Origin of the sequence: Leptolyngbya sp. 'hensonii' (genome assembly GCF_001939115.1) — a bacterium.
In the GTDB taxonomy this organism is placed as follows: domain Bacteria; phylum Cyanobacteriota; class Cyanobacteriia.
In genome coordinates this window covers 166,537-185,908 of sequence record NZ_MQTZ01000019.1, presented here as the reverse complement: position 1 = coordinate 185,908, position 19,372 = coordinate 166,537, and the positions used below count along the sequence as shown (strand labels likewise).

General features: G+C 52.8%; 17 protein-coding genes. 7 read left to right on the top strand and 10 right to left on the bottom strand.

The window, feature by feature from the left end:
* Positions 1-40 precede the first annotated feature (40 nt).
* Entirely contained in the window at positions 41-1,759 is a 1,719-nt protein-coding gene (locus tag BST81_RS07750; RefSeq protein WP_083636723.1) for a Ppx/GppA phosphatase family protein, read from the top strand.
* 17 nt (positions 1,760-1,776) lie between these two features.
* On the opposite strand, the gene BST81_RS07745 is transcribed toward BST81_RS07750, so the two are convergent.
* The 5 genes from BST81_RS07745 to BST81_RS07725 form a co-directional block, all read right to left on the bottom strand.
* On the bottom strand, positions 1,777-2,349 hold the full coding sequence (locus BST81_RS07745; RefSeq protein ID WP_083636722.1) for a pentapeptide repeat-containing protein: 573 nt from the start codon (positions 2,347-2,349) through the stop codon (positions 1,777-1,779).
* Between the two features lie 181 nt (positions 2,350-2,530).
* Complete coding sequence (gene groL / locus BST81_RS07740) at positions 2,531-4,165, bottom strand: chaperonin GroEL (RefSeq protein ID WP_075597949.1); 1,635 nt, start codon at positions 4,163-4,165, stop codon at positions 2,531-2,533.
* Positions 4,166-4,284: 119 nt separating this feature from the next.
* A complete protein-coding gene (gene groES, locus BST81_RS07735) occupies positions 4,285-4,596 on the bottom strand; it encodes a co-chaperone GroES (protein ID WP_075597948.1) in 312 nt (103 codons plus the stop codon).
* 342 nt (positions 4,597-4,938) lie between these two features.
* On the bottom strand, positions 4,939-5,664 hold the full coding sequence (locus BST81_RS07730) for a response regulator (protein ID WP_075597947.1): 726 nt from the start codon (positions 5,662-5,664) through the stop codon (positions 4,939-4,941).
* 168 nt (positions 5,665-5,832) lie between these two features.
* Positions 5,833-7,152, bottom strand: a complete 1,320-nt coding sequence (locus tag BST81_RS07725; RefSeq protein ID WP_143780259.1) for a hypothetical protein — start codon at positions 7,150-7,152, stop codon at positions 5,833-5,835.
* Between the two features lie 94 nt (positions 7,153-7,246).
* On the opposite strand from BST81_RS07725, the gene BST81_RS07720 reads away from it, so the two are divergent.
* From BST81_RS07720 to ctpC, 3 genes are all read left to right on the top strand, one after another.
* The gene (locus BST81_RS07720; RefSeq protein ID WP_083636728.1) at positions 7,247-9,322 is read left to right on the top strand and encodes a protein phosphatase 2C domain-containing protein; all 2,076 of its coding nucleotides are present in this window, start codon (positions 7,247-7,249) and stop codon (positions 9,320-9,322) included.
* A gap of 135 nt (positions 9,323-9,457) precedes the next feature.
* Entirely contained in the window at positions 9,458-10,684 is a 1,227-nt protein-coding gene (gene ispG / locus BST81_RS07715; RefSeq protein ID WP_075597945.1) for a (E)-4-hydroxy-3-methylbut-2-enyl-diphosphate synthase, read from the top strand.
* A gap of 378 nt (positions 10,685-11,062) precedes the next feature.
* A complete protein-coding gene (ctpC, locus tag BST81_RS07710) occupies positions 11,063-12,391 on the top strand; it encodes a carboxyl-terminal processing protease CtpC (RefSeq protein ID WP_075597944.1) in 1,329 nt (442 codons plus the stop codon).
* 79 nt (positions 12,392-12,470) lie between these two features.
* Here the strand turns inward: ctpC and BST81_RS07705 are convergent, their stop codons facing one another.
* Both BST81_RS07705 and BST81_RS07700 read right to left on the bottom strand, forming a co-directional pair.
* A complete protein-coding gene (locus BST81_RS07705; RefSeq protein ID WP_075597943.1) occupies positions 12,471-12,659 on the bottom strand; it encodes a DDE transposase family protein in 189 nt (62 codons plus the stop codon).
* Positions 12,660-12,668: 9 nt separating this feature from the next.
* Positions 12,669-14,132, bottom strand: coding sequence for a phosphoglucomutase/phosphomannomutase family protein (locus tag BST81_RS07700; protein ID WP_075597942.1), 1,464 nt, complete (start codon positions 14,130-14,132; stop codon positions 12,669-12,671).
* A gap of 218 nt (positions 14,133-14,350) precedes the next feature.
* On the opposite strand from BST81_RS07700, the gene BST81_RS07695 reads away from it, so the two are divergent.
* Complete coding sequence (locus tag BST81_RS07695) at positions 14,351-15,853, top strand: serine/threonine-protein kinase (protein WP_075597941.1); 1,503 nt, start codon at positions 14,351-14,353, stop codon at positions 15,851-15,853.
* Here the strand turns inward: BST81_RS07695 and BST81_RS07690 are convergent.
* Positions 15,836-16,735: a DUF3365 domain-containing protein gene (locus BST81_RS07690; RefSeq protein ID WP_075597940.1), complete on the bottom strand. Its 900-nt coding sequence runs from the start codon at positions 16,733-16,735 to the stop codon at positions 15,836-15,838. The genes BST81_RS07695 and BST81_RS07690 overlap by 18 nt on opposite strands.
* A gap of 221 nt (positions 16,736-16,956) precedes the next feature.
* Between BST81_RS07690 and BST81_RS07685 the strand changes: the two genes are divergently transcribed.
* Positions 16,957-17,838 carry a PhnD/SsuA/transferrin family substrate-binding protein gene (locus BST81_RS07685; RefSeq protein ID WP_075597939.1) on the top strand — a complete coding sequence of 294 codons (882 nt, stop codon included), beginning with the start codon at positions 16,957-16,959 and terminating at the stop codon, positions 17,836-17,838.
* Here the strand turns inward: BST81_RS07685 and purQ are convergent.
* Positions 17,835-18,542 (bottom strand): phosphoribosylformylglycinamidine synthase subunit PurQ, encoded by a 708-nt coding sequence (gene purQ, locus BST81_RS07680; protein WP_363079589.1) that lies wholly within the window; start codon positions 18,540-18,542, stop codon positions 17,835-17,837. The genes BST81_RS07685 and purQ overlap by 4 nt on opposite strands.
* A gap of 3 nt (positions 18,543-18,545) precedes the next feature.
* Positions 18,546-18,803: a phosphoribosylformylglycinamidine synthase subunit PurS gene (purS, locus tag BST81_RS07675; RefSeq protein WP_075597937.1), complete on the bottom strand. Its 258-nt coding sequence runs from the start codon at positions 18,801-18,803 to the stop codon at positions 18,546-18,548.
* A 110-nt stretch (positions 18,804-18,913) separates the two neighbouring features.
* Here purS and BST81_RS07670 point away from each other — a divergent pair, with 110 nt between their 5' ends.
* A complete protein-coding gene (locus tag BST81_RS07670; protein WP_075597936.1) occupies positions 18,914-19,309 on the top strand; it encodes a Fur family transcriptional regulator in 396 nt (131 codons plus the stop codon).
* Positions 19,310-19,372 lie beyond the last annotated feature (63 nt).

Sequence of the window (19,372 nt, the reverse complement as noted above, 5' to 3'; positions counted from 1 at the left end):
CCGCAGTAGAATTGGGTCATCGTGTTCCGATCGGTTCAGAATGCTTGACGCTGCCTCAGAGAGAAATCCGTTAATCCGCAACCTCCCTGCCCCGACTAACAGCCCGGTCAGTCTTGCCTCAGGTCAAGATCGAATTCTGGCCGCAATCGACATTGGAACCAACTCTGTCCACATGGTGGTAGCGCGTATCCAACCGACCCTGCCTGCCTTTACCATTATTGCGCGGGAGAAAGAAACTGTGCGTCTGGGAGAAGGAACTCACCTGGCCACGACAGAAAGGGGAGCCTTAACCCTGGGAGCCATGCAACGGGCAATCTCAGCCCTAAAGCGATTCCAGAAAATTGCCCTGACTTTGAACGCTGAGCAGATTTTGGCTGTTGCCACCAGCGCAGTCCGGGAAGCTGCCAACGGGCGAGAGTTTCTGGCCCAGGTAGAGGCTGAGCTGGCACTAACGGTGGACCTGATCTCGGGACCAGAAGAAGCTCGCCGCATCTATCTGGGCGTGTTGTCCGGCATGGAATTTAATCATCACCCCCATGTGGTGATTGATATCGGGGGGGGATCCACGGAGTTAATTCTCGGAGATGGTCAAGAACCGCGCACCCTGAGTAGCACCAAAATTGGAGCCGTGCGCCTGACGAGTGAGTTCATCACCACAGACCCGATCAGCAGCAGCGAATTTCAGTATTTACAAGCCTACATCCGGGGCATGTTGGAACGATCGGTGGAGGAGCTAAGGTCCCATTTACAAACCGGAGAATCCCCCCGGTTGGTCGGCACCTCCGGCACGATCGAAACCCTGGCTACTCTCCATGCCCGCGAGAAGCTAGGCTTTGTTCCTACCCCACTCCAGGGCCACCAGATGACCTTGCGAGAATTGCGGGAGATTGTGAACCGGCTACGCAAGTTGAATAACACCCAACGAGCGGCTCTCCCTGGCATGTCAGAACGCCGATCGGAAATTATTTTGGCCGGGGCACTCATCTTGCAGGAGGCCATGATCCTGTTGGAGATAGATGCCCTCATCATCTGCGAACGGGCCTTACGGGAAGGGGTAATAGTCGATTGGATGATTGCCCACGGGCTGATTGAAGATCGACTACGCTATCAAAGCTCCGTGCGCGAACGCAGTGTGATGCGAATTGCGAAAAAATACCAGGTCAATCTGGACTACAGCGAACGGGTGGCCATCTTTGCCCTCAGTCTGTTTGATCAAACCCAGGGAATCCTGCACGATTTGGGTCCGGAAGAGCGACACCTGCTCTGGGCCGCAGCCATCCTGCATAATTGCGGACACCACGTCAACCACTCCAGCCATCACAAACATTCTTACTATCTCATCCGCCACGGAGATCTCCTGGGTTATAGCGAAACAGAAATCGAGACGATCGCCAATCTGGCTCGCTATCACCGCAAAAGCCCACCCAAGAAGAAACACGATAACTATCGGAACCTGACCAGCAAGTTTCATCGCCGTGCCGTCGAGCAGCTCAATCCTCTTCTCCGTCTGGCTGTAGCCCTCGATCGGCGACAAATTGGGGCGATTGAACAGGTTCGCTGCGAACATCATCCGGAGCAAGGGGAGCTTTACCTATGGGTCAAGGCTGTCCATCCAAACGACGATTGTGCCCTGGAACTGTGGAGCCTGGATTACAAGAAGGGCTCTTTGGAAGCAGAATATGGCTTGAAGTTAGTGCCAATTCTGGAGCCCGTTCCAACCACCCCCGATCCCCTCAGCTTTGGCCGATCATCAACCTGACAGGTTCACCGTCCCTTTTACTCATCGCAGTAGAGGGTTTTCCGAGTTTCTCGTCCTGTGGTTGGATTTCTGCCCTGGGCCACCTGACACAGCATCATCTGGGCATCTTTGCGGAGTTCGACATCCGTAAAGTCAGCCCCATCAATGATCGCCCCATCAAATTTCGTATTAAAGGCAAAAGCTCCTTCTAGAATCGCGTTGGTTAGATTGGCTTTCACCATTCGGGCGGTATCTAAGGTGGCGTTACTCAGGTTTGCCCCCTGAAAGTTTGTCCGTTCCAGATTGGCCCCAAAGAAACTGACCCCTCGTACGTCCGTATTGCTTAGATTGCTCCCCCGCATGTTGGCCTTAGTGAAACTGGCATCTGTCAACACCCGCCCCGAAAAATCAACTCCTACCAGGGACTCCTTATTGTAGTCCACAGCCAGAGCAGAAGGAGGATTCAGCCCCCCCAGCAAGACACAAAATCCTAAAGCAAGCAGGGCTGTCACTAACAGAGAACTTGGCCGCCAGACAACAGCGACCCCTTCCTGGGCTAATAGACAAACGGCTTGAAGAAGAACTAAGAGAGGCTTCTGGACTCTAACCATCGATACTACTCCGGGATATCTGGCTGCAAATCAAGGCTGCAACACAGCACATTATCTCAAATCAAGGTTAGGCGGGAGAGGACCGTTGTAAAACGCAGTAAAGCAGGGCATAAAAAAGGGCAACCCCCTAGATAGAGATTGCCCCTCATGGTTCAGGCGCATGCCTGAACTGGAAACTGGATTAGTAGTCGAAGTCGCCGCCGCCAGCGCCACCACCCGCAGGGGCAGCTTCCTTGGGCTCAGGCTTGTCTACCACAATGCACTCAGTGGTCAGGACCATGCCTGCGATCGAGGCAGCGTTTTGCAGCGCAGAGCGGGTCACTTTAGCAGGGTCAACAATGCCAGCCTCGAACATGTCCGTAAACACATCATTGGCTGCGTCATAGCCCACATTAAAGTCTTTCTCTTTCACGCGCTCAGCAATCACAGCCCCGTTTTGACCGGCATTCTCAGCAATCCGCTTCAGGGGAGCTGCCAAGGCCCGAGCCACGATCAGGGCACCAATCAGGGCTTCCCCAACCAGATTTGCTTTGGCCCAGTCCTCCAGTTGAGGCCCCAGATGAGCCAGGGTCGTTCCACCACCGGGCACAATCCCTTCTTCCACAGCGGCCTTGGTTGCGTTGATGGCATCTTCCAGGCGCAGCTTGCGGTCTTTCATCTCAGTCTCAGTCGCAGCACCGACCTTCACCACCGCAACGCCACCGGCCAGCTTCGCCAGACGCTCCTGCAACTTCTCCTTGTCATAGGAGGAGTCAGTCTCTTCCATTTGACGGCGAATCTGCTCACAACGGGCCTTCACAGCCTTTTCGTTGCCCTCAGCCACGATCGTGGTGTTGTCCTTGGTGATGGTGATCCGGCGAGCCTTGCCCAGACCATCCAGCTTGACGTTATCGAGCTTCAGACCAGCATCTTCGGTGATGACTTGGCCACCAGTTAGCACAGCGATGTCTTCCAGCATGGCTTTGCGACGATCGCCAAAACCAGGAGCCTTAACCGCAGCCACATTTAAGACACCCCGCAGACGGTTGACCACCAGGGTAGCTAAGGCCTCTTTCTCAATGTCCTCAGCGATGATGACGAGGGGACGGCCAGCCCGGGCTACCTGCTCCAGGACAGGCACCAAATCCTGCACTAGGGCAATTTTCTTGTCAGTTAGCAGGATGAAGGGCTCATCCAGAACGGCTTCCATCCGCTCGGTGTCGGTTGCGAAGTAGGGAGAGATGTAACCTTTATCAAAGCGCATCCCTTCTGTGACCTCCAGTTCGGTGGTCATGGAACGGCCCTCTTCTAGGGAAATCACCCCTTCCTTGCCAACCTTATCCATGGCTTCAGCAATCATGCGGCCTACTTCCTCGTCGTTACCCGCCGAGATAGAACCAACCTGAGCGATCGCCTTAGAATCTTCAACCTGACGGGCGTGCTCGGCAATCTTGCCTACCAGGAAGGTCGTGGCCTTATCGATACCGCGCTTCAGCGCGATCGCATTGGCCCCGGCAGCCACGTTCCGCAGACCTTCCTTGACCATGGCATGGGCGAGGACAGTAGCGGTGGTGGTCCCGTCACCCGCAGCGTCGTTGGTCTTGGAAGCCGCCTGACGGATCAGGGCTACCCCTGTGTTCTCGACGTGATCTTCTAATTCAATTTCTTTGGCGATCGTGACTCCGTCATTGACAATTTGGGGAGCACCAAACTTCTTCTCCAGAACCACGTTCCGACCTTTGGGGCCGAGGGTTACAGCCACAGCCTCAGCCAGAATGTCCATCCCTTTTTCGAGGGCTCGACGAGCATTTTCGTTGTAGATAATACGCTTTGCCATAGGTGTCCGAAATTAATTTGTGTAGGGTACAGAGTGTAAGAGATTGGTCATTTGTCATCAGTCATCGGTCATTGGTACACAACTCATCAAATGACAGGTGACAAATGACAACTGACGATTTAAGCAACTACAGCCAGAATGTCCTTCTCGGACAACAGGACGTACTCATCAGTGCCGAGCTTAATATCCGTGCCAGCGTACTTGGAGTAAAGAACTTTATCGCCAACTTTGACTTCCAGCTCCTGACGAGTGCCATCATCATTGCGTCTGCCAGGGCCTACAGCGGCGATTTCGCCAACCTGGGGCTTTTCTTTGGCAGTATCGGGCAGGAGAATGCCACCAGCGGTCTTCTCCTCCGAAGCACTGACCTTGACGAAAACGCGATCGCCCAGGGGTTTAACGGTCGAAACGCTCAGAGAAACAGCTGCCATATCGAATACACTCCAGAATAAGTAGACGAGTTAGAGTAAAAAACAGTCAACACGAAAACTTGGAGAACTCAAACATCTCCAAATTCAGGGCGGGTTAGCCCTGTAGACCTGGCTCACTCTGCAGCGACAAATTCAGCTACTGGTGAATCAGGCGTGAAGCCATTTACTGATGAGGCTAAAGATCAACATTCACCTGTGCCACACCAGATATTGTGTCGAAGCCTTACCGGCAGTTCCGAGTGGACCTACCAGGCAGATGCTTAGCACTCTCAGCCTCTGAGTGCTAATTTAACGGACCCAGAGACCGAGCGCAACTTTTGCGGCTGTACGGGTTACCGAACCTTAATACGTGACGCCCCGGTAGGTTCTCTTCCTGGGAGGTTTAGCCGGTTTTTCAGGTTCTGTAGCGGCTGGAGGGTCCGATCTTGGATTGGTTCTGCTCAAATTCAGGGAGTCAGCCGGAAGCAGCGTCGCGGCCCTGGGAGATATGACTGAAGCAGCAGCAGCCTCAAGAGCGGCAGGCTCAGACTGCGGTTTTTGGGGTAACAGGGGGAGCAATGCAGTTTCCAGCTCAGACTGCTGTAGTGGTCGCCAGTTAAGAATAGTCAGGAGGCGACTGATAGAAGCCATGATGTCTGGTATAAGTGCTTCTGGCGAGAAGCCAGGGAGCAAATCTTGAGCCCCCTGATAGACCGCCCAGTGATGTTCCGGCAAGGAAATTTCTTGCTGGTTAGCACTGATCAGCACCACTTTGATTTCTGGATGCTGTGCCCGAGACCACCGACAAAAAGCATAGGGATTGGAACCCAGCACTTCCGTCTCGATTAAGAGACAATCTGGCAAATTCAGTTGTTGCTGTTTCATCTGATCCAGAAGTTGGGTTGGGTCCAGATAACCCGGCTCCCAAATGACTGAGACCCCTTGAGACAGGAGAGCGGCTTCCCAAACCTGTCCCTGAAACCTGGCAGGTTGCAACATTAAGACCAGCTTTTGATGGGCTGGTTCCATCTGGGCTACAGATCGCTGGATCAGGGCTTGGAGATCCTGCAAAGACTTTTCGTCAGCCATAATACCACCTTCGGGATGCCTGGATAAGTTGGGCTGAAAAAGCCCTTTGCCGCCATGAAAAAGACCCGCAGGCTCCTGATAGGGCTTGCCTGCTTAAATCGATCGAACCATGGTAGGACACCCCGGCAAGAGAGTCAGAGAATCAATGCTTGGTCCTGAAACCTGAACCTAAACCAAAGCATCTGGGGTTGGCGGATCAGCAGGTAATCCATCCGGATGGGAAAACTGTAGCCAGATCGCGTAACCGATCAAACTCAAAAATAGCACCAGATTAACCAGGATTGTCCCTGTGATCACACCCTGTTTCAGGGTAGCAGGAACCGTATCCAGAAATTGTACGTGATTGTACATCAGTAGAACGTAGACCGTGTTGGTACAGCCCGTTAAGGTCCATCCCCAATAGACAAATCGCAATCTGGGATAGCAGGCCGCTGTCAGCGCCAGAAACGGAATGGCATACAAGACATACCGTTCATGCATCCGGGTGGGTAACATAAACATCCCGATGAGAACGATCGTAGTCCCCAGAAACAAGGCTGCGGGCTGGCGCTGGCGGTAGAAAAATACCCCCACTCCAATAACCAGGCCAAGCAGGAGCAAAAGCCCCCAGACTTTATAGCTAAGACCCAGGACCATCAGGCTATCTTTCTGCCAGTTGGCCCAACCCCACAGGTTAAAGGCATTGACAGAAGCATAATCATAGCCATTGGCGGTATTGAGCATCCGCACATACAGGAAGCGGTAAGGATTTAGCAGAATTGCCAGCGGAGAAGAAAAATCTCGTTCTTCCCAGTAAAAGGGAGTTACCAATCCCCAGATTAAACCCAGACTAGCTATCACAGATGCGCCCCACTTCCACCAGGGTTGATAGAACCATTGGGACAGGAAAAAGACTGGGGCCAGGAACAAGCCTTGAGGCTTGACCAAAACTCCAATCACCCCAATCAGGGCTGCACGGACAAACTTACCCTGCAACAAAAGCCAGATTGTCCCCAACATCAGCAGGGCAGCCACACTATCAATTTGCCCCCAGGTGGTTGAAATCAGGATTGGAAAGGGATTAAAGACATAAGCCAGGGCTGTCCATCGGGCGACAGTCAGCGGTACCAGAGGCTTCAACAGGAAAAAAATGAATCCGGCACAGCCAATATCTGCCAGACTGGGGGTTAGCTTGATCAGAGCTTGAAACAACGCTCCACTGGTATAAGCTAAATTCGCATCGAAGAGTTGGTAGACTTTGCCCGTCAGCCAGAGAACATAGAGATACCCTGGCGGATAATCACACCATCCGCTGCCGTAGAACGCAGGGATGCCCCCCTGAGCCAGCAAGCTGGACCAGCCCCGAAACGAGTCCATATCAATTTTGAAGAAGTAGGGCACAAAGCTCAGGATCAGATGTAAGAAAACTGAGATCGTCAGGCCGATCGGTAGAATTCTCCATCCTGGCTCAGGAGGTGGTGAAGTGGGTACCTGCTGGGGCTGCGTCATAGTCATGGATGAAATGGGGTTAGGATGGGATGAACCTCCACCTGGAGAAAACCGGTATGTTACCCCTCGGTCTAACTGTAGTGTAATGGCAACTATGAGCAATTCTCAGCCACTGATTCGCTGCCCTAATCCGGAGTGCCCCAGTCCTCTGGCTCCCATCGGCCTCAGTAGCTGTCCTACCTGCCAGACCAGACTTCCCTATCGTTATTTTTGGGCCTGCGGTTCCACAGCAACTCAGGTGCCTGCAGGTGAGGTTGTGGCAGAACGCTATTACGTGGTTGCTCCCCAGATCTGGCTGGATACCGAACCCGGAGAACAAGCACTTATCCCCACCCCATTACCTGAGGCGATCACCCCCTATTTACAACTTTATCCCCAGCGATTACACGTCCCCGAAGTGTTTGGCTTCTGCAGATTAAAAGCTGCAAATGTCTTACTGCTGGAAAATATTCCCCTGGATAGCAAGGGCATCCTGTTACCCTCCTTGGCCCAAGTTTGGCGGCAAACCCCACCCATCCGACAGGTCTACTGGCTCTGGCAAGTTCTGCAGCTCTGGTTCCCCCTGGCCCAATTGGGTGTGGCGGGCAGTTTACTGGTTCACGAAAATATCAGAGTTGAAGGCTGGCGGATCCGGTTGAATCAACTCTATGTAGACCCCATCCATCCCGAAACACCCTGTGCCGCCGAGCCGCCCGAGGCCCCATATTTTTTTGAAGAGAGTGCCTCCATGGAGGATGAGGATGAAGAAACTGAAGCGGATAACACGTTGGGGCTCTCTCCCCTAACCGAGTCAGGGTCGATCGACTTGTTGCCAACCTACTCCGGTGACTATCCTGCCAAACTGCAGGGTCTGGCCCAATCCTGGCTTCCCCTGCTGGCAGAAGCCCAGCCTACTGTTGCCACCCAGCTCCGTGAAATTTGTCACCAGATGCAGGCTCTAGAAGAGACAGAGTTAGGGTTGCAGTCGATCGGGGCTCAGTTGAATCATCTACTCCTGGAACAGGCTGCTCAACTTCCCCTACAATTGCAGGTTTCAGCCCTTTCCGACCCTGGTCCTCAGCGGTCCCACAATGAAGATACGTGCTATCCCGCACTGCAGGACTTACAGAATTCTACGATCGACGCTGAAGGTCAATTGCTCCCCTATCTGACCATGGTCTGCGATGGCATTGGCGGCCATGAGGGGGGAGAAGTGGCCAGCCAGTTGGCTGTGCAGGCGCTCAAGCTTCAGATGCAGGCCCTGTTGACAGAAGCAACTGAAGCGGATCATCCTCTCCCTCCCGATCTGGTCATCGGTCAGATCCAGGCCGCTATTCGGGTAGTCAATAACCTGATCGCGGCTCAAAACAATGTCCAGGGCCGGGAAGCCAAGCAACGAATGGGGACAACCCTGGTTATGGCTCTACAATTGCCGCAGAAGTTGCGTCTGGCTTCTGGGGCCTTATTCAATAACTCCCATGAGCTTTATCTGGCCCATGTCGGAGATAGCCGTGCCTACTGGATTAATGCCCATCAGTGCACCCTTCTGACCGTCGATGATGATGTTGCAGCCAGAGAAGTCAAGCTAGGGCGGGGACTCTATCGCGATGCGTTACAGCGGCATGATTCGGGAGCCCTGACCCAGGCCTTAGGGACTCGGGATGCCGAGTTTTTACATCCAACTGTGCAACGATTCATCCTGGAAGAAGATGGGTTATTGTTACTCTGCTCCGATGGCCTGAGCGACAATGGCCGGATTGAAGAATCCTGGGCCACCTACGCCAAACCGGTCCTGGAAGGTAAATTACCTCTGGAATGGGCCGTTCAGTCTCTAGTGGAATTGGGCAATCAGAAAAACGGGTATGACAACACTACGGTGGTGATGACCTATTGCCGAGTCTCTCCAACCTATCTGCGGGGAGTCGATGAGGGGCAGTCAAAGCTGGCCCCTGACAATCGAGAAGTCCCTCTGTCCGACGCCTCCAGGGCTTTACTCTACGGCGAAATGACCGAGGCAGAAGAAGCCCTGACAACGCCAGAATTGGAACAGCCTCGGGCCAGGACCTATATTCTGTTAGGTTTATTGGCGATCGTCCTCGTTAGCGGGGCCGTGGGTTTGGCAGCCTGGTGGCAACAAAATCGCCTCCCGCCTGATTCAACCCAGCCCCCACCCACCCAGATTTCTCCCTGACCGGGGTTCCTCTATCTTCAGTATTGAGAAGTTTATGTCGTCCTTCCAGTCAAAAGGGACCACTCTGTGGCAATCTGAAAAGCAGTAAAGTTATATTTCACTGTCAGGTTTCCCGATCTCACCCCCTACACTCCTATGCAGACCCTGCCTAATCTGACTGCTCCCAGTGCTCTCGGTGCCCAACTATCCACCGATCCCACCATCCATCGTCGTCAGACTCGCCCGGTCAAGGTAGGCGCAGTCACGATCGGGGGCGGTCATCCGGTCGTAGTGCAGTCCATGATCAACGAAGATACCCTGGACGTGGATGGCTCTGTAGCCGGGATTCGTCGCCTGCATGAGATTGGCTGCGAAATCGTGCGAGTCACAGTTCCCAGCTTGGCCCATGCCTATGCCCTTGCTGAAATTAAGCAAAAACTGCTGGCGACCTACCAACCTGTTCCTCTGGTTGCCGATGTCCATCACAATGGGATGAAAATTGCCCTGGAAGTAGCCAAGCATGTGGATAAGGTCCGGATTAATCCGGGGCTGTATGTTTTTGAGAAGCCCAAGGCCGATCGGACCGAATATACTCAGGCCGAATTTGATGAAATTGGCGAAAAAATTCGGGATACTCTGGAACCTCTGGTTGTTTCCCTACGGGATCAGGGAAAAGCCATGCGTATCGGGGTGAATCATGGTTCTCTGGCAGAGCGGATGCTGTTTACCTACGGCGACACCCCGGCAGGAATGGTGGAATCTGCTCTGGAGTTTCTTCAAATCTGTGAATCCCTGGATTATCGCAATCTGGTCATCTCCCTGAAAGCGTCCCGGGCTCCAGTGATGCTGGCTGCTTATCGCTTAATGGTCCAACGTATGGATGAACTGGGCATGGATTACCCGCTGCATCTGGGTGTAACAGAAGCGGGGGATGGGGAGTATGGACGGATTAAGTCCACCGTCGGTATTGGAACGCTTCTGGCGGAAGGCATTGGGGATACCATTCGGGTTTCGCTCACAGAAGCACCGGAAAAGGAAATTCCGGTCTGTTACAGCATCCTCCAGGCTCTGGGGCTGCGAAAAACCATGGTCGAGTATGTTGCCTGCCCCTCCTGCGGGCGAACCCTGTTCAATTTGGAAGAGGTGCTCCACAAAGTACGAGCAGCAACCCAGCACCTGACCGGGCTGGATATTGCCGTAATGGGTTGTATTGTGAATGGCCCTGGGGAAATGGCCGACGCCGACTACGGCTATGTGGGTAAGCAGGCCGGGTATATCTCCCTTTACCGGGGGCGGGAGGAGATCAAGCGGGTCCCGGAAGACCAGGGTGTGGCGGAACTGATTAACCTGATCAAGGGTGATGGACGCTGGGTTGAACCCTGATGGCACCCCTGCTGTTGTGCAGTGCCGTAGGTTTTCGGTTGAGACCCGCCGGGCAAAATTGCTATAGTTTGTTCATCGGTTGGGTCAAAATGCCCTCTTGGTATAGGAACCTTGGTATAGGAACCGGTGTCGGCAACTTTTTTTGCACTTGATCTGTCGTTTTGGACTACAGCTATTTTTAGTCGGGTACGTCATACTTTAAAAGTGGATAGCTCTTCACTTTTAAAGCTTGAGTGAGCTGGCAACCATTCAACATGGCATGAAATGGCGGTAGTGCCCAGAGCAGCAGTATGATGCGACCCCGCATGATAATGGAGGAGGTTGCTGAAGGGTGTGAGGTTTGGGCGTTGTCTTTCCCTTCTAAACTGAACAGGATCTATGGTGATATCGAATCGTGGCCTCGTACTCGGTGCAACGGCATTTGTCCTCTCAGCAATTAGCATTACAGGTGCTGGCATCCATCAAATCTCCAAGGGTGAATCTTTTCTCCGGGAAAGTCCCAAGGAAGTCATTGACGAAGTCTGGCAGATCGTCGATCGCAATTATGTTGACGGGACGTTTAATCAGGTGGACTGGAAAGCCATCCGAACCCAATACCTGAATCGCACCTATAAAAATAAGGAAGAAGCCTACAGCGCCATTCGGGAAATGCTGAAACGGCTCGGCGATCCCTATACCCGCTTTATGGATCCCGAAGAATTCAAAAACATGCAGATTGACACCTCGGGTGAGTTGACCGGGGTTGGGATTCAGTTGGCCCAGGATGAAAAGACGAAGAAACTAACCGTCGTTGCTCCCATTGAAGACTCTCCAGCCGCTACTGCGGGGATTCTGGCTAAAGATATCATCATCAAAATTGACAATCAGAGTACCGAGGGGATGAACGTGGATAAGGCCGTCACCCTGATCCGAGGGCCTGTGGGGACGAAAGTCACCCTGACTATTCTGCGAGGCAAACAAGAACTGGTCTTTGACCTACGTCGAGATCGGATTGAGATTCATCCCGTCAAGTTTACCTATCAGAAGACCCCGACTGGTGCAGTTGGCTATATCCGTCTGGTCCAGTTCAGCGCCAACGCCGCCAGTGAGATGCGACAGGCCATTCAGAAACTGGAACAACAGAAAGTAGAGGGCTACATTCTGGATTTGCGTTCTAACCCGGGTGGTCTGCTCTATTCCAGCATTGAAATTGCCCGCATGTGGATTCAGGAAGGATCGATCGTCTCTACGGTGAATCGACAGGGGGTTACTGATCTGGAGCAGGCCAATCGCAAAGCCCTTACTAACAAGCCACTGGTGGTGCTGGTCGATGGCGGTTCAGCCAGTGCCAGTGAAATTCTGTCAGGAGCCCTACAGGATAATAATCGGGCGGTTCTGGTGGGAACCAAGACCTTTGGCAAGGGGCTGGTGCAATCAGTCCGAGGGTTGGGTGATGGCTCTGGCATGGCCGTGACGATCGCCAAGTATCTGACTCCTAAAGGCCGGGATATCAACAAGCACGGGATCGATCCAGATATCGTTCTGGAGTTATCTGAGGCCCAGCGTCAGTATCTCTCCCAGAACCGGGATAAGATTGGCAGTTCAGCCGACCCCCAATATTCGAAGGCCCTGGAAGTGCTGACCCGAAAAATCGCTACGGCGAAAGGAGCACCCGTCCAGCCCATAAAACCGTCAGCTGTGAAAAAACCGGTTGTCCCCAAAAAATAAATCCATTCGGTCAACCCCGGAGCGCCTTAGAGACGCATTATGATATTCCTCTAAGGCGTTTCGTGGTAGGAAATCCCTTTCACATCGGTTGGCATTTACCGGCGCGAATCAGGCCCACTCGACGGGCGATCGCCTCTGCCTCAGAGGTGAAAGGCCCCCACTGTTCCGGACTCTCCTTTGCCTCCTGATTAACCTGTGAAGCAGGCAAAATTTGACAGTGCCCATTTTCCTGTTTAAGGATGTACCATTCCTCGGGAGAACTCGTCATATTTAAACCTCACTGTTGCATGGCCCAGTCTCTAGCCCAGGTCAGGGTTTCCTGCACCATATCTGGGGTAGAAGCCTCACAATAGAGCCGCAGCACCGGCTCTGTGCCACTAAACCGAATCATCAGCCAGCGTTGATCGGCCAGACGGAACTTATACCCGTCTACTGTCAGGCAGTCTATCACGGGTTGACTGGCAATTTCGGTCAAGGGGTGGTTTTGCAATTGCTCCAGTAAACGAGCCCGGACATCCATGCCAGCCAGCGGCAAATCAATGCGATCGTAGGCCGAGGAAAAGCCCGTTTTCGTCTGTAATTGCCGATAGAGATCCCCCAGATCCCGGTTGGATCTGACGATCGCTTCCAGTAAGTACAGGGCAGACAGCAACGCATCCCGCTCGGGAATATGGTGACCATACCCAATCCCACCAGACTCTTCGCCCCCTAACAACACCTGGGTTTCCAGCATGCGATCGGCAATGTACTTATACCCCACCGCCGTCTCAAAGATTGGCAGGTTATAAAGGGCAGCCACCTTGGGCATCAGGTCAGAACCACTGACCGTTTTGACAAATTCGCCAGTCAATCCTCGGTGAGTCACCAGATGCTCCAATAGGATGGGAATTAATACCTGGGAACTGAGAAAATTGCCCTGCCCATCCACCGCAGCAATCCGATCGCTATCCCCATCAAAGACCAGGCCCACCGTCAGCCCCAGGGGATTCGTTTCATCATGGGCTTTAATCGCCTGGAACAGTTTGGACAGATATTTGGGCAGAGGCTCCGGGGCTCCTCCTTCAAATAGAGGATCCCGATCGCTGTTCATCTCCCGCACGGGCACCCCCAGCAGTCGCTCCAGTCCCCCAGCCGCCGCTCCATGCATCACATCTGCGAAGACCGTCAGTTTGCCCTGAGTCACGGCCTCGCATAGAACTGGAATATCGACCTTAGAACGCAGATCTTCACAGTAGCCCCCTTCCCAGGGATTGAAGGATTGAATGGCTCCAGGGGTGGCAACTGGCCCGTTCTCTCCCGCAGCCAGGAGAGCCTCAACCTGCTTGGTCACTTCTGGCGGCACAGACCCCCCAAAAGCCCCTTTAATTTTCAGCCCTGAATATGCGCCAGGATTATGGCTGGCTGTGATCACCAGAGCCCCCAGGGCATTCTGGTGCTTGGCGGCCCAGCTAAATGCTGGTGTGGGGGCAAAAGCCTCACTTAGCAAAACGTCAAACCCGGCAGCACTCACCACTTCAGCAGTTGTGCGAGCAAATTCTTCCGAAAGAAAGCGTCGATCGTAGCCGACAACGATCGTGTTACTCCCCGTAGACTGTCCATAGGTGTCTGAGAGGACTTTCGCCGCCAGAGGAGCCACTCGTGCCAATCGTTCAAAAGTAAAATCTGCCGCAATTAATCCTCGCCAACCATCTGTCCCAAATTTGATCGGGTTGACGCTCAGCCCAGATAGAGGGTAAGCCATGACTTTCGCTATTGTATGTACAGGTTAATTGTGATTTTCTTTGCCAGGAATTGCCAGCTTGACCAGCTATTGTTACTGACATCTTACAAGCTTCAGTTAAAGCTAATTTTTAGATCAAGCTTTTTTATTTAAAGCTTCTGATCTAGCAGTTAATACCCGGTAAATCAAGTAAGAGAGAAGTAGCTACTATATGTGAATATCCGACAAAATTTTGATTAATGGAAAGAATCCTGGCGGGTCATTATCAAATTGTCAGACCCCTTGGGGGAGGTGGATTTGGGCAGACCTATCTGGCGACGGATAGTCATCTCCCAGGTTCACCGCTGTGCGTGGTTAAACAACTCAAACCGAAGGTCAATGATCCGGAAACACTACAAACCGCCAAACGGCTGTTTAATCTGGAAGCAGAGACCCTTTACAACTTAGGCATTCACGATCAGATTCCCCGTCTGCTAGCCCATTTTGAGCAGGAGGATGAGTTTTATCTGGTCCAAGAATATATTGAAGGCCATGGTCTAGACCAGGAAATCGCGCCTGGGAAGCAGTTAAGCGAGCTGATTGTGCTTGATCTGCTGCAGGATATTCTGCAAGTTTTATCCTTTGTACATCAAAACAACGTCATCCACCGGGATATTAAACCCGCCAATCTGATCCGACGCAATCGAGATCACCGTATTGTGTTGATTGACTTTGGAGCAGTCAAGGAAGTTAGCAGCCAGGCCGCCCATATTCACGGGCAGACCAATCTGACGGTGGCGATCGGCTCTCCCGGCTATATGCCCAGTGAACAACAGGCATTCCATCCCCAGTTCAGCAGTGACATTTATGCGGTGGGGATGCTCTGTCTCCAGGCCCTATCTGGCCTTTCCCTGAAAGAGTTACCCCGAGATTCTCGAACTGGAGAGTTTTCCTGTACATTCATGCCCGATCGGATCTCAATTACCTCAGGGCTGACTAGCATCCTGGACCGAATGATTCGCTACGACTATCGGCAACGCTATGACAATGCGATGGAAGCCCTCAAGGCCGTACAGGATCTGATCAGCCATGAAAACTATGCCACAGCTATTCTGCCACCTACCATCCCAACCAGCAAACCGGGAAATTATGCGCCACCCCACTCGACACCACAAGAGGCCACCCCACCCGGAAAAACCACTGGGGTTGTCAGCGGTTCAGGTCTAGGGGGAACTGACCCCAGTCAGATTGCGACGGACCTGCGGAATCTATCTGCAGACCAGCGCAAAAACCTGGAACGGCTTCTTGGAGAGGTTTTTGGTCCGATCGCTGGGGTCATCCTCAAAAAAGCACTGACCACTGCTCCAAGCATTCAGGATCTGGTGGAACAGCTCGTTGCTTCCCTGCCCCCTAAAGATCAGCCCCGCTTCCGAGAACAAACGCTACGCCTCCTGACCCAGGCACCAGACACGGGTTCTGCCACCAAGGTCCAGTACAATCAGGCAACGCGCATCCCAACCGGGACTTCCGGTGCCTCTGGGACATCCACAGCAACGACGGATCCGATTGACCCCAATTTTGTCAAACGATGTGAGCAAGAACTGGCAAGGCTGATTGGCCCGATCGCACCTTTGATCGTACAACGAACAGTGGCTCAGCAGCCTAACCTTTCCCGCAGCCAATTGGTGGAACTCTTGAACCAACACCTGCCTGATCTGAAAAAGAAAGAGGAATTGCGTCAGGTCTTACTGATCACCTCTTAGCATATTCATGGCCATGACCAGACTGGTCTTCATCCGATTGAATGCAGTAGCCAGCTTACCAATTTCATCCGCAGATTGGCGCTCAAACTCGGCATCCATATTCCCCATACTGACTTCGTTGGCCACCTGGGCAATTTGATTCAGGGGATGAATCACCGCTCGTCGGAGTAAGAAGTTAATCACCAGCAGCACCAAGGCAAAAGCGGCTGCAATCACCCCCATAAAGAACAGGAAAGCCTGACGGGCATTTCCAATCACATCACTGGCCGGGACAGAAATAATCTGGGCTCCGACGATTTCATTCAACTTCCAGCCAAAACCATTACTACTCCCATAACTGGCCAACTGGCTTTTCGGTGCTGCTGCAGGGGTGCTATGACAGCGCAGGCAACTTTCCTTAAGAATTTGAATCGGGCGGGCAATGTAGAATAAATCCCCTGCAGGAGACGATCGATAGCCTGTCAGCTCTTTCAACCCTGCATCGTTGCGAAATCGTTCTACCAAGGCTGCTTCAAAACTGTCTGCCTTGTCCCGCAGATTGGTGGGATTCAGGGTTGCCTCTTTATAGAAAAAATCTTTGTACTCCGAGTTAGTCCGCAAATTTTCAAAGATTTCCCTTGCCGAGTAACCCGGAACAGTTTGAGGCAAGAACTGAGCTTCTGTTTCCAGTCGGGGAGCCAGTTCCGGGTTGATCTGAGTCAGGGTATAGTTGCGCACGGAGAGCATGGTTTTCAGCAGCAGAGTAGCTCGGGCCGTGATTTCCTGCTCCGCATTACGGCTCAGCAAGGAGGCAAAGGCGACCCCGCTCAGAATCACGGCTCCCAGAAAAACGGCTAACAGCAGAAGGTTAAATTTCGTACTGAGTTTGAAATTGTTTAACACATTCCTCTCCAGAATTTGATATTGACTGCAACAGTGCTGACCGATCCCATCCGAACAAGATATTCTCCTGTAGGCTCAACTTTTCCGGTGAATTCAAGAGATCGCGGTCAAGAACGGACAAGGAGACAGGCAACCTACTACTGGCGACAACCCCTGAGCTGATAGCTGACTTTGGTAACCTTTGTAGCGATAATATCCACTAATAGCAGAGTTTTACAGTTATGGTTTCTCGCCGTCTGTTTCTGGCCCAAAGCCTTCTGTTTCTGGGGGGCTGTGCCCTAACTCGATCGACCCAGAAAAATCAGTCAGACAAATTAGTGATTGGGGGGGTAGCCTACGGAGAAGGGACAAAATCGATTGATCAATATCAGCGATTTATTCAGTATCTGGGTAATCGCGTGAAAGCCCTAATTGAACTGGAACCCGCTTACAACGAAGTCAAAGCCCTGGAACAGATCGAACGCCAGGTCTGGTCTCTGGTGTTCGCTCCGGCAGGGCTGGCCGCGATCGCGACTTCACGCCATCGTTACGTGCCGCTGTTCTCCCTGCAGGGTGTCACCAATTTGCATTCGGTCCTGGTTGTAGCCAAAAATAGCCCGATTCAGAAGCTAACAGACCTGAACGGTAAACGGATCGCCCTCGGACAACCGGGATCAGCGACGGGTTATTATGTGCCCCTCTACGACCTCTATGGTATCAGTCTGGCCGAAATTCTCATCTCTGCCACACCGAAAGGCGTGCTGGAGAAGGTCTCTAAAGGGGAAGTTACTGCTGGAGCCTTGGCCCAAGATGAATTTGAGCGCTACCGCTCAGAATTCAGTGAGATGCCGCTGCGGATTTTGCAGACCAGTCGGCGAATTCCGCCTGGCTCGGTGTTGATTAGCCCTAATGTGGAAAGCAGACAGCGAGATTTGATCCAGCAGGCTATGAATGAGGCGCTGCCGTCCATTGCCCAGGAAGTAGGTTACATCCCGAATGCTCCTGTTCCAGACTATCAAACCTTGACAGGATTTATTGACAAGGTCAAGCCGATTGAAGATCAGGTCAGCCAAAAACCAGCCCAACTTTACAAAACTGCAGCAGAGAAGAAGGTCAGCCCCTAAACCCCGATCGGCAATGCCGTCAGCAGCCCTTCAAACAGCCGCATTCCATCCGTCCCCCCCAACTGGGGATCAGCAGCCCGCTCTGGATGGGGCATCATTCCCAGCACATTGCCCTGAGCATTACAGATTCCAGCAATATTGGACAGCGACCCATTTGGGTTTGCCACTCCATCAGGTTCACCCCTAGCCGTGCAATAGCGAAAGAGAATCTGCCCATTTTGCTCCAGGGCAGCCAGGGTTTCTGAGTCCGCATAGTAACTGCCCTCCCCGTGGGCGATCGGCAGGGTAATGACCTCCCGGACCTGATACTGCCGGGTCCAGGGCAAGTCCGTGCGTTCGATCCTTACGGGCACCCGATCGCAGATAAAGTGCAGATCCCGATTCCGCACCAGTGCTCCTGGCAGTAATCCGGCCTCGGTCAATACCTGAAACCCATTACAGATCCCCAACACCCATTTCCCCTGAGCGGCATGGGCAACCACTGCCTGCATGACTGGTGAAAACCGGGCGATCGCGCCGCAGCGGAGGTAGTCGCCGTAACTGAAGCCACCGGGGATCACAACCACGTCCAGGTCAGCAATATCACTCTCCTCATGCCAGACCATGCGGGTGGGCTGTTGGAGTAACCCTCCCGTCACCCAGGCTACATCACGATCGCAGTTGGAGCCAGGAAAAACAATAATTCCAAATTTCATAGGAGTCATGGGTCATTGGGGCCTGAGATCGAAATGGTAGTTTTCAATTACTGGGTTGGACAGGAGTTGATCACACAGGCGATCGAGCTGCTCACGGGCTTTGGCCTCATCCGCAGCATCCAGGGTCAGTTCAATGTACTTACCAATGCGAACCTGGCCCACATTGTCATAGCCCAAATGTTGGATGCCTGATAAGACGGCTGTTCCTGCTGGGTCAAGCACGGATGGGCGAAGGGTGACATAGATTTTTGCCTGGTACTTCTGAACCACAAGAGTATCCTGATGGAATTAGCCCTTCTATTTTAGGGGCCAACCGGGACGGGATAAAAATACTGGATAATGTCTATGGGTGTAATTGGTGTCGCCCATCGGAATCGTTCATGAAGACTCATCGCACCCGAAATCAGGATCGAATTCTTAATCTGCTGAAAACATTGGGTAGGGCGGCCTCCGCCCAGGATATCTATGTGGAACTGCGCAACCAGGAGCAAAGCGTTGGGCTGGCCACGGTCTATCGGGCTCTGGAGGCCCTGAAACTGGAAGGCGTGATTCAGGTGAGAACCTTACCCAGTGGGGAGTCTCTCTACAGTTCTGTCCAAGAGGACAGGCACCACCTGACTTGCCTGCAATGTGGCAAATCGATCACCATCAATGAGTGCCCCGTTCATGACCTGGAAACCGAACTGAATCACTCTTACCAGTTCAAGATTTACTATCACACCCTGGAATTCTTTGGGCTGTGTACCCAGTGCCAGATGGCCCAGGCCATTGAATAGCGGTTGCCTGATTGGGGGGCAAGCCATCGCGCCCCCAGCAAGCACACCCCCCAAAACGATGGG

What these genes read in the sequence shown, in the direction of transcription:
- BST81_RS07750 (WP_083636723.1), top strand. Translation starts at nt 41, where the DNA reads ATGCTTGACGCTGCCTCAGAGAGAAATCCGTTAATCCGCAACCTCCCT.
- BST81_RS07745 (WP_083636722.1), bottom strand. Translation starts at nt 2,349, where the DNA reads ATGGTTAGAGTCCAGAAGCCTCTCTTAGTTCTTCTTCAAGCCGTTTGT.
- groL (WP_075597949.1), bottom strand. Translation starts at nt 4,165, where the DNA reads ATGGCAAAGCGTATTATCTACAACGAAAATGCTCGTCGAGCCCTCGAA.
- groES (WP_075597948.1), bottom strand. Translation starts at nt 4,596, where the DNA reads ATGGCAGCTGTTTCTCTGAGCGTTTCGACCGTTAAACCCCTGGGCGAT.
- BST81_RS07730 (WP_075597947.1), bottom strand. Translation starts at nt 5,664, where the DNA reads ATGGCTGACGAAAAGTCTTTGCAGGATCTCCAAGCCCTGATCCAGCGA.
- BST81_RS07725 (WP_143780259.1), bottom strand. Translation starts at nt 7,152, where the DNA reads ATGACGCAGCCCCAGCAGGTACCCACTTCACCACCTCCTGAGCCAGGA.
- BST81_RS07720 (WP_083636728.1), top strand. Translation starts at nt 7,247, where the DNA reads ATGAGCAATTCTCAGCCACTGATTCGCTGCCCTAATCCGGAGTGCCCC.
- ispG (WP_075597945.1), top strand. Translation starts at nt 9,458, where the DNA reads ATGCAGACCCTGCCTAATCTGACTGCTCCCAGTGCTCTCGGTGCCCAA.
- ctpC (WP_075597944.1), top strand. Translation starts at nt 11,063, where the DNA reads ATGGTGATATCGAATCGTGGCCTCGTACTCGGTGCAACGGCATTTGTC.
- BST81_RS07705 (WP_075597943.1), bottom strand. Translation starts at nt 12,659, where the DNA reads ATGACGAGTTCTCCCGAGGAATGGTACATCCTTAAACAGGAAAATGGG.
- BST81_RS07700 (WP_075597942.1), bottom strand. Translation starts at nt 14,132, where the DNA reads ATGGCTTACCCTCTATCTGGGCTGAGCGTCAACCCGATCAAATTTGGG.
- BST81_RS07695 (WP_075597941.1), top strand. Translation starts at nt 14,351, where the DNA reads ATGGAAAGAATCCTGGCGGGTCATTATCAAATTGTCAGACCCCTTGGG.
- BST81_RS07685 (WP_075597939.1), top strand. Translation starts at nt 16,957, where the DNA reads ATGGTTTCTCGCCGTCTGTTTCTGGCCCAAAGCCTTCTGTTTCTGGGG.
- purQ (WP_363079589.1), bottom strand. Translation starts at nt 18,542, where the DNA reads ATGACTCCTATGAAATTTGGAATTATTGTTTTTCCTGGCTCCAACTGC.
- BST81_RS07670 (WP_075597936.1), top strand. Translation starts at nt 18,914, where the DNA reads ATGAAGACTCATCGCACCCGAAATCAGGATCGAATTCTTAATCTGCTG.